General features: G+C 33.6%; 8 protein-coding genes. All 8 read left to right on the top strand.

The window, feature by feature from the left end; genetic code table 11:
* Positions 1–2029 (top strand): CFI-box-CTERM domain-containing protein (locus RYP29_RS01730; protein WP_311531806.1); only part of this gene is annotated, 2029 nt, incomplete at its 5' end.
* A 25-nt stretch (positions 2030–2054) separates the two neighbouring features.
* On the top strand, positions 2055–3773 hold the full coding sequence (locus RYP29_RS01725) for an NERD domain-containing protein (protein WP_311531804.1): 1719 nt from the start codon (positions 2055–2057) through the stop codon (positions 3771–3773).
* A 98-nt stretch (positions 3774–3871) separates the two neighbouring features.
* Positions 3872–4216, top strand: a complete 345-nt coding sequence (locus RYP29_RS01720; protein WP_311531803.1) for a hypothetical protein — start codon at positions 3872–3874, stop codon at positions 4214–4216.
* Between the two features lie 22 nt (positions 4217–4238).
* On the top strand, positions 4239–4721 hold the full coding sequence (locus RYP29_RS01715; RefSeq protein WP_311531801.1) for a lecithin retinol acyltransferase family protein: 483 nt from the start codon (positions 4239–4241) through the stop codon (positions 4719–4721).
* Positions 4722–5204: 483 nt separating this feature from the next.
* Complete coding sequence (locus RYP29_RS01710; protein ID WP_311531799.1) at positions 5205–6821, top strand: DUF2828 family protein; 1617 nt, start codon at positions 5205–5207, stop codon at positions 6819–6821.
* Between the two features lie 143 nt (positions 6822–6964).
* Positions 6965–7498: an NUDIX hydrolase gene (locus tag RYP29_RS01705; protein ID WP_311531797.1), complete on the top strand. Its 534-nt coding sequence runs from the start codon at positions 6965–6967 to the stop codon at positions 7496–7498.
* A 22-nt stretch (positions 7499–7520) separates the two neighbouring features.
* Positions 7521–8693, top strand: a complete 1173-nt coding sequence (locus RYP29_RS01700) for a phosphopentomutase (RefSeq protein WP_311531795.1) — start codon at positions 7521–7523, stop codon at positions 8691–8693.
* A gap of 90 nt (positions 8694–8783) precedes the next feature.
* A complete protein-coding gene (rpsT, locus tag RYP29_RS01695) occupies positions 8784–9044 on the top strand; it encodes a 30S ribosomal protein S20 (protein WP_005378787.1) in 261 nt (86 codons plus the stop codon).
* The last annotated feature ends 333 nt before the right edge of the window (positions 9045–9377 follow it).

Genomic DNA, 9377 nt, shown 5'->3' with positions numbered 1-9377 from the left:
TTCGTATCAATCTAAAATTACTACAAATACTTGTTTTGTATATTTTCCTTTGGATATGGATATAGAAAATACAGTATATTGTCAATTAAAAGATAAGATAACAGTCAGTGTGTTTATTGGAAATGAAATATTTAATGAGGAATTTTTTAAGAAGAAATTGTATTATAACTCTTTTTATTTCTTAGGTAGTAAATCTGAATATAAAAAGTTTCTTCATGTATATAAATCTAAATATATTAAGTGTATTTCCTATAAAAATTTGATAGATAGAATAAAAAGGTTTGATAATATTTTTTATAATTATAATATAAATCAAGAAATTGATTTGTTATTGCTAGAAGTTAAGAATTTTTATATCAATTCTCTAAATAGATTAAATAATATACTAAAAGGGCTAAAAACAGATTTACTTAGAATCCAAGATGATAAGCTAAAAGAACAATTACAGTATTATTATGAGTATAAACAAATAGAATATGATGAGTTAAGTATTAGTAAAAATAAATTCTGTAATTTTTACTCGGAAATTTTAAATTATATATTGAATAATGGTTTGTCAAATGAATATTTTGATATAACTCTTTTAAATTTAGAAAATCAATTTGAGGTAATAAATCTACTTATTAGAAAATTTTTTATCTGTTCTAATGTTAAAGATATTGAGGAAATGCATAATATAATTTTGCAACTAAAAAAAGCTAATTTTGATTATACTGAGATATTTGAGATATATCTTAAATATCTTAATCAAGATGTTTTGTCCAAAGAAGAATTATATTTAGTAGCGAATGTTAAAAATATTTATTTTAATAGTAAAATTAAAATAGCGATGTCTAGTGTCTTGAACTTATCTGAATCTGAACTGATAGAAATAGTTTCTTTTGTTGATAATGTTGAATCTGGTAAAGAGCTATATTATTTAGGCTTATCTTTATTTAATCGAAAAAATTATAAGAAGAGTATTCTAATGCTCTTCAGAGCCCTAGAATTGGAGTATCATGTTGCAGGAATAAAATTGTTAGAGATTTCAGAACAAATACATCAATCTAATATTAGAGTAGATAAATGGACTAATAATAAAATTAAGGAACTCATATCTGATTATTTAGATCCACAAACATGTTTTAAATTAGCTTTAGAGAATTTGAATGAAAAATCTAGTAAAGCAAATATCTTTTTGAAAATTTCTATATCAAAAGGATACTTGCCAGCTGTTGAATTTTTAGCTTATCAACTGTATGATAAATGCAAAATGCTTGATAATAAATCAATGGAAAAAGATGATAATCGGATAGCAGCTAGTAATGCAATTGATTTTTTTTGTATGCTTAGTCAGATAAAAAAAGATAATGATTATAGTTTAGAAATTGGTTTGTTACACTATAGATTGGGAAATTATCCTATTTCTTTAAAACTTTTGCGTAAGTGCCAGAGTGATATTGCTACTTATTATATAGCAATGATGTATCTTAATGGGCTAGGTATATCTAAGAATATTAAGAAATCCCGTGATTTATTTTTCAAAATTAGGCATTACAGGGATTCAAATGACTGGTATTTAGAATTAAATAAAATTATTAAAAAGGAAGAAAAGCGTAAGGATTCATATAATTCAAGTAAGAGTTATAATAGGAAAATTGATGTTGAAGACTATCATGATTCTTGGTGTTTTATATCCACTGCTACTTGTATCGCACTGAAAAAAACTTCTAATTGTGATGAATTAAATTTATTAAGAAGGTTTAGAGATACATATTTAAAATGTTTTGATAAGGATGGATTAAAACTAATAAATGAATATTATAGAATTGCTCCAACTATTGTAAATCATATAGATGAGGAGGAATTATCAAATCAAATCTATATCAATTTATATCAACATTATATATCTAAATGCTGTTTTTATATAAAAAATTATCGCTTTAATGATGCAAAAGCATTATATATTGAAATGGTGGCTAGTCTTTGTGAAATTTACAATATTACAATTTCTCCTGATATAAAGAAAATTTATAATTATAATAACTAAATGTATATACTTTAGGAGATATTAAATGCCAAAATTCTACCCAACAATAATAAATAGTTTCCACGGTAGTGAAGGAGAGCGTCTCGTATATGAGGCGCTCTCTAAATTAAATAACGAATATGTAATTTTTCATTCTTATAGATGGTTAGGGGAATTAAATCAACGTAGGAGTGAAGGTGAGGCAGATTTTGTTATTTTACATCCTAAAAAAGGTATTTTATCTATAGAGGTAAAAGCTGGTGGGATTTCCTATCGTGATGGAAACTGGATTCAAACGAATCGAAATACAAAGGAAGAAAAAATTATAGACCCTTTAGGACAAGCTGCAGAGAGTCAATTTAGGATTCAGAATTATTTACGTAAACATTATAATGGTCAAATGCCTGTTATTGGTCGTGCCGTATGGTTTCCATCTGTGGCAATTCATAATAAGGTTTCATTACCACTAGAAGTAAATAGAGATATTGTGTTTGATGTAGATTGCTTACTTAATCCACAGGAATCTATGGATAAAGCTTTTAGCTATTGGAAATCTAATTTAGGATTTAGAGATTCTGAATTATCAATTAATGATTTTCAGAACATGATTAAGACGTTGATGCCTACATTTAATATTGTTGAATCAGTTGCAAGTACAGCTCTTGAATCAACGAAAAGTTATATTCAAATGACGAAACAACAAGCATCTATATTGCATTTTTTACGTGAGCAGCCAACGGCTGTTATTCATGGCCCTGCAGGTACAGGTAAAACGATGTTGGCTATTGAAAAGGCTAAAATGCTGGCTGCTGAAGGTAAGAAAGTCTTATATTTATGTTTTAATGAGTTCTTATTATCTTATGTGAAAGAGCATTATTCTTGTGAGAATATAGTATTCCATAATGTGAGATCATTAGCTGAAGAGTTGATGCCTAATACTGATTATGCTATTTCTGAAATTATCCCCCAGTTTATAGAGTACTTTCAAAATGAATATGATGATTTAGAATGGTCTTATGAAAATGTAGTTATTGATGAAGGTCAAGATATTGATGAACGTATATTGGAACATATTTCTATATTAGTAGACATGTTAGGCGGTCATTATTATGTGTTCTACGATAAAAATCAGTATATAATGATGCATAAATCGACGCATTGGTTAGATACTTATGGGGATTGTCGCCTTGTATTGTATAAAAATTGTCGCAATACTGCAGAAATAGCAAAGACTGTAGGTACAACATTAAGTGATATAAAGAAAGATGCTTATATAAATGAACTGTCAGGGATAAAACCATTTGGCTCATTTTACAAGAATGAAAATGAATTACGTAACATTGTTACAAAGTTTGTTACAAAAATGATTCAAGATAAGGTTAAACCTGAAGACATTGTTATTCTTACTACAAGTAGTGTTCCTAACAGTATGTTAAAAAATATTTCTGCTATTAATGGAGTATCTATTTCTACTGAGCCAAAGAAAAATAATATATTGTTCACATCAGTTCGTAAATTTAAAGGATTAGAAGCCAAAGCAGTTTTACTAATTGATATTTTAGTCAATCGCCTCACTAATGAATTACATAAACGTTTGGTTTATGTTGGTTCATCGCGGGCAAATACATATTTACAATTAGCATTCTATGATAATGTACCTAATGAAGATTATAAGTCCATTTTAAATCATTTAGGTGTAAATGAAATCAATGGACCTAGTAAAGAGGCTTTATTAGATACGTTTGGTCTCGATTTATTAAAATAATATTTTGATGCGTTATTTTTTACGTATACACTTTTGTACAATATATATGTAATCAGTTAGTTAGTCTAATGTTGTTTTGTAGTATAGAGGTGTATGGTATGAAAACAGATGTTATCAAAGAAGCTCTTGAAAGTGTAAAAAAAGAAGATCCTAAATTATACGAGGATGTAGTAGAGTATGTTTCTTCCAATAGAAATAAGACCGGTGTTCATCCTGATGGGGTGTATCAAGAACATAGATGGCCTAATATTATAGGACCTATGCCTGGACCATTTCCTCATCCACGGAATCCATTTGAACAAAATCCATTTGGTGTATTTTGGCCATTGGCTGGTTTATATCTGTTCTATAAATTAGTTAGAAAGGTATGGCGATTATTACGAGGCAAGAATCATAATATTTCCATAGATGATATTATTACGTATATGAATAATCATAAATGATGTGTTGTATGGGAGAGTAATAATGGGTTCAAGAAAGTTAAAATTAGGTGATATCGTATTTTGTCAACGAAGCAATTTTCTCTTTGGTGATGTATATCAACATTATGGTGTATATGCTGGTTATCATAAGATTATCCATTATATAAAAGGGGATTCTCCACTAGATGGGCGAATTGCTGAAACTAGCATTGAAGAATTTTGTGAAGGAGATACCTTATATATTGCCGAAGACGATACGTTATTATCTATTTTCCAAGATGCAGATGTGACCTCTACTTTTTATGGGCCTCGTAAAACGGTTCAACGTGCTAGATCCATGATTGGCAAAGGCGATTATAATTTGTTTGGCCATAACTGTGAACACTTTGCTATTTGGTGTAAAACAGGTCAACTAGAATCTACACAACTTAGTATAGAAGGCATGACGGCAAGATTTCTACGACCATCACGCGGACCATTGAAATGGTTAGCTGATGAAATTTGGCGGGTAGAGGCCAAGTATTAGTAGTAACTATAAGGGACTAGCAATACAGTAAAATATGTGTTGCTAGTTCTAACTTTCAAAAAAAAGCAAAATATTAAAAAAAATAATTGTTGACACACACGGATACGTGTATTATAATAACATCATCAGGTGAAAGTAATCACCAACATGTAGAACAGAAAGACTTAGATTCTAACAGCAATCCTGTCACATATAACTTGATTAAGATGAGTATAGAATCTAGTATAATTTCATAGTTATCGTTCATAAACGATTCATAAGGTTAGACACTAGCAGCAATCTTTGATGATTTAACCAGAAAAAGTGATTTTGGAGACCCTTTGGTCTAGAGTATCGTGTCTAGTTATCCTTAGCCTCAGTGAGGTTAGTAATTGTCTTGAACTTTGTATTGTAACCGCTCATGGTTGTCTTGTTTATTTTGCTTTCAAAATTTACGTTGTGATAATCCGTAGCGGTTTTTTATATGCCAAGGAGATATGAACTATGAATACATTTATGGACGCTTTAACAAACAATGAGAAATCTTATACTGCTAATGACGGTACTGCGTATCGTACGAGCGGTAGTACATTGGTTGACCTTAATTTCTCTGTGCCTGCATTGCGTCAGGTCGCAGTTGATTTTTATGGTAAAAGTAAACATAACCGATATTTCTATGGTGCAGATCGCGCTATGGATGCAGTAGAAGCGTTACGTTTATTCATTACATCCTATGAGGAAGACCCTCTGTATACTATGAAATGGCTTATGTATGCCCGCCATATTAAGCTAGGTCTTGGTGAACGCGATGTATTTCGCATGATGCTCACTAAAATTGGTGACTTGCATCCAGAGATGGCATTGCAGTTCATCATCGGCACCGAGTTATGGAACTATGGCCGTTGGGATGATGTGTTACGCATCTTTTTTGATACTACAAGTGGTATCTTACACGATGGACTAGGTGAATTAATTGCCAATCAGTTTAGACGTGATGTAATGGCGTGTGGACTCGGTGACTCTATTAGCTTGTTAGCGAAATGGATGCCATCCAATAATACATCGTCTAAGAAAAAACGTTCTGAAGCAGTTATTTTACAATCCTTGTTACATCTAAATGCACGAGAGTACCGTAAAACTCTGTCTAGATTGCGCGAACATCTAGCGGTGGTAGATCGCAAGGCTTCTCTTAACCAATGGAACGATATTAACTATAATCATGTGCCATCTAAGGCGAATCTTAAATATCGTAATGCCTTTTTAAAACATGATGAAGAACGCCGCCAGGCGTATCTTACATCATTACAAAAGGGCGATGATTCTGTTAAGATTAATGCCAATTCTATGTTCTTATATGATATTGTGCAAGCCTATATAGACAATAATAGTTGCTGGAGGAATATTTTAAGACCGTATGATGAAACATTAGAGCAATTATGGCATGCCCAAGAATCACCTAAGGATTATGACGATATCTTAGTTATACGCGACGGGTCTGGATCTATGGGGCAACAACTATCTGGTAATAGTTCCGTTACCGCACTTAACGTAGCAGATTCGATTGCATTGTATTGTGCTCAGCATAATAAGAATGAATCCTTTAAAAATCGATTCATTACCTTTAGCAATCGCCCTCAGATGGTAGACATTTCGATGTGTGAAACTTTGCGAGATAAGCTAAGGCGATTGCATCGCTTTGACGATTACAGCAATACGGATATAGAGGCAACATTTGACTTAATTCTAGATACAGCTGTAAAAAATCATCTGCGTCAAGAGGAATTACCTTCAGCGTGCCTCATTATTTCTGATATGCAGTTTGATCAGGCTACAAAGCATGAGGATAATACGTCCGTTATTGAATCATGTCGTCAGAAATTTGAAGCCCTTGGGTATACTATGCCACGGCTCATTTTCTGGAATGTATCGGTCTATGCGCATAATACAATTCCTGTACAAATGCATCCAAGCGGTGTTATTCTCGTATCTGGATTCTCTAAATCTATCGTAGATATGGTGGTATCTAGAGAAGTCAATCCTGAAACGGCACTTAAAGCCGAATTAGATGCTAAATGTAGTATTGTAGATACAGTATTACAAGGCTATGTAAAGGTAGCGTAATATTTATATAATCTCATTAAAATAGGTTTCTATTAGTCGCAAAATGACTAGTAGGAACCTTCTTTTTGTGTAATTAATTTGTGCTATAATGAGTTATGGGTTTTATACTATAACAATCATTTTATATATACGAGGAATTAAGTATGGCAATTAGCAAAGAAGTACAAAAATCTAGCGAAATGAAGTTTGATGGTAAACTAATTAAGGTTACCTATGATATAGCTGATGTAAATGGAAATGATGCGTGGCGTGAAGTTGTCCATCATCCAGGTGCTACAGCAATCGTAGTTGTTACAGAAGACAATAAAATTGTGATGGAACGTCAATTCCGTTATGCCTTGCAACAGCCTTTACTTGAAATTCCAGCAGGTAAATTAGATCCAAATGAAGAGCCTCTAACTTGTGCTAAACGTGAGTTAGCAGAGGAAACAGGTTACCGTGCTAATCAATGGATCCCATTGGGAACTATTGCAACAAGTCCTGGTTTCTGTAATGAAGTATTACATTTATATTTAGCAAAAGAATTGACGATGGGTGAAACTAACTGGGATCCTGATGAATATGTAGAGCTTGAGTACTTTACATTACCTGAACTGCTAGAGGCTATTAAGAATGAACAAATTAAGGATAGTAAATCCTTAGCAGCTCTAATGTTAGCTATGCCTTATCTTAAGTAGACTTCCTTTGGGAGGAGTTATTATGTATAAAAGAATCATTATATTAGTTATGGATTCTGTTGGCATTGGTCATGCCCCAGATGCTGCAAAATTTAATGATGAAGGGGCTAATACATTAGGACATATCGAAGCAACTGCAGGTTTGATTCATTGTCCTACATTGCGTTCTTTGGGATTGGCCAATATTGCTGATATTAAGACCGATGAAACCTCTGTTATGGGGGCTTATGGGAAAATGGAGGAGGTCAGTACGGGAAAGGATACAACCAGTGGTCATTGGGAAATGATGGGCCATCCTGTGACGGTGCCGTTTCCAACATTTTACGATGGATTTCCTAAGGAATTAATGGCTACCTTTACCAAAGAAACCGGTTATGGGTATCTTGGTAATGAGGTAGCATCTGGCACTGAAATCATTGAGCGTCTCGGCGTAGAGCATATGAAAACGGGAAAACCTATTGTATATACCTCTGCCGATTCTGTATTTCAAATCGCAGCACACGAGGATGTAATCTCTCTAGAGGATTTGTATCGGATGTGCGAAATTACGCGTAATAAAGTATGCGTTGGTGATTATTATGTAGGTCGTATCATAGCTCGTCCGTTTGTAGGTAAACCAGGTCATTTTGTACGCACGTCCAATCGTCATGACTATAGCCGTATGCCTGAACACCGCATGGTGCAACAGGAATTACAATCTGCTCAAATTCCTACGGTAGCCGTCGGCAAAATTGGTGATATTTATGCTCATGTCGGATGGGATGAAAGCTATCCAACCAAATCGAATGCTCACGGCATGAATGTGGTGCCTTACTTATTAGGTTCCTCCTTTGAAAGAGGCCTCATGATGGTAAACCTTGTAGAGTTTGATAGTCTATATGGTCATCGCCGTAACGTAGAGGGCTATAAACGTGCCATCGAAGATTTTGATTACCAATTAAGTGGATTATTACCGTTATTGAAAGAAGATGATTTGCTTATCATCACAGCTGACCATGGTAATGATCCTACATGGCATGGTACAGATCATACGCGTGAACATGTTCCATTAATTGCCTATAGCCCAAGTATGAAAGAGGCTATCGATTTAGGTTTACGCCATAGTTTTGGTGATATAGGACAAACCGTATTGGCGAACTTTGGACTTTCACCATATGCAGTAGGCACATCATTTTTAAAAGATATTATGAAATAGTCGTATTGTGTAATATAATCCTTGCGTCACAATATCTTGTATGATATAATCATTCAGGTATAAGAAACGATTTTTAAGGAGGTGACTCAATTGCCAAACATTAAATCCAGTATTAGAAGCGTAAAAACGGATGCTGAACGTCGTGCGAAAAACGCCGCTGTGAAATCTCAAATCCGTACAGCAGCTCGTAAAACCGTTGAAGCTGTTCAAGCAGGCGCAGTAGAAGAAGCAAAACAAGCACTTGTTCAAGCTACTAGCGTAATTGATAAAGCAGCCTCCAAAGGTGTACTTCATAAAAACACTGCAGCTCGCAAAAAATCCAACCTTGCAGCTAAAGTAAACGCTTTATAATTTTATAGAGCCAAAGCCCATCATCGATGGGCTTTTTTTATACCCAAAGGACGCCAAAAGGCGTCCTTTTCTCTTGTACCTAGCAGTAACAAAATTGATTTATATATCGTAGAAGCAGAATGTAAAAATATATGTATATATGTTTTAAATGCTTGATATGGGGGAACACGGGTGGCCTAAAGCTGACTTTGGCCCTGCGAAGGCCGCAGGCCGTAGACAGACCCGGCCGGTGGAAGCTTTAGACCACCTGTGTTCCCATTCTTCTTAAGAAAGAATGCTTATTACATATATTTTTACATGGCTCTAAACGATGAAAAATCAATTTTATTACGC

Source organism: uncultured Veillonella sp. (assembly GCF_963534045.1).
Taxonomy (GTDB): domain Bacteria; phylum Bacillota; class Negativicutes; order Veillonellales; family Veillonellaceae; genus Veillonella.
This window is presented reverse-complemented; position numbering and strand designations above follow the sequence as displayed.

Bases quoted from the DNA above. Each gene is read 5' to 3' on its own strand.
- RYP29_RS01700 (WP_311531795.1), top strand. From the start codon at position 7,521: ATGTATAAAAGAATCATTATATTAGTTATGGATTCTGTTGGCATTGGT.
- RYP29_RS01720 (WP_311531803.1), top strand. From the start codon at position 3,872: ATGAAAACAGATGTTATCAAAGAAGCTCTTGAAAGTGTAAAAAAAGAA.
- RYP29_RS01705 (WP_311531797.1), top strand. From the start codon at position 6,965: ATGGCAATTAGCAAAGAAGTACAAAAATCTAGCGAAATGAAGTTTGAT.
- RYP29_RS01715 (WP_311531801.1), top strand. From the start codon at position 4,239: ATGGGTTCAAGAAAGTTAAAATTAGGTGATATCGTATTTTGTCAACGA.
- RYP29_RS01710 (WP_311531799.1), top strand. From the start codon at position 5,205: ATGAATACATTTATGGACGCTTTAACAAACAATGAGAAATCTTATACT.
- RYP29_RS01725 (WP_311531804.1), top strand. From the start codon at position 2,055: ATGCCAAAATTCTACCCAACAATAATAAATAGTTTCCACGGTAGTGAA.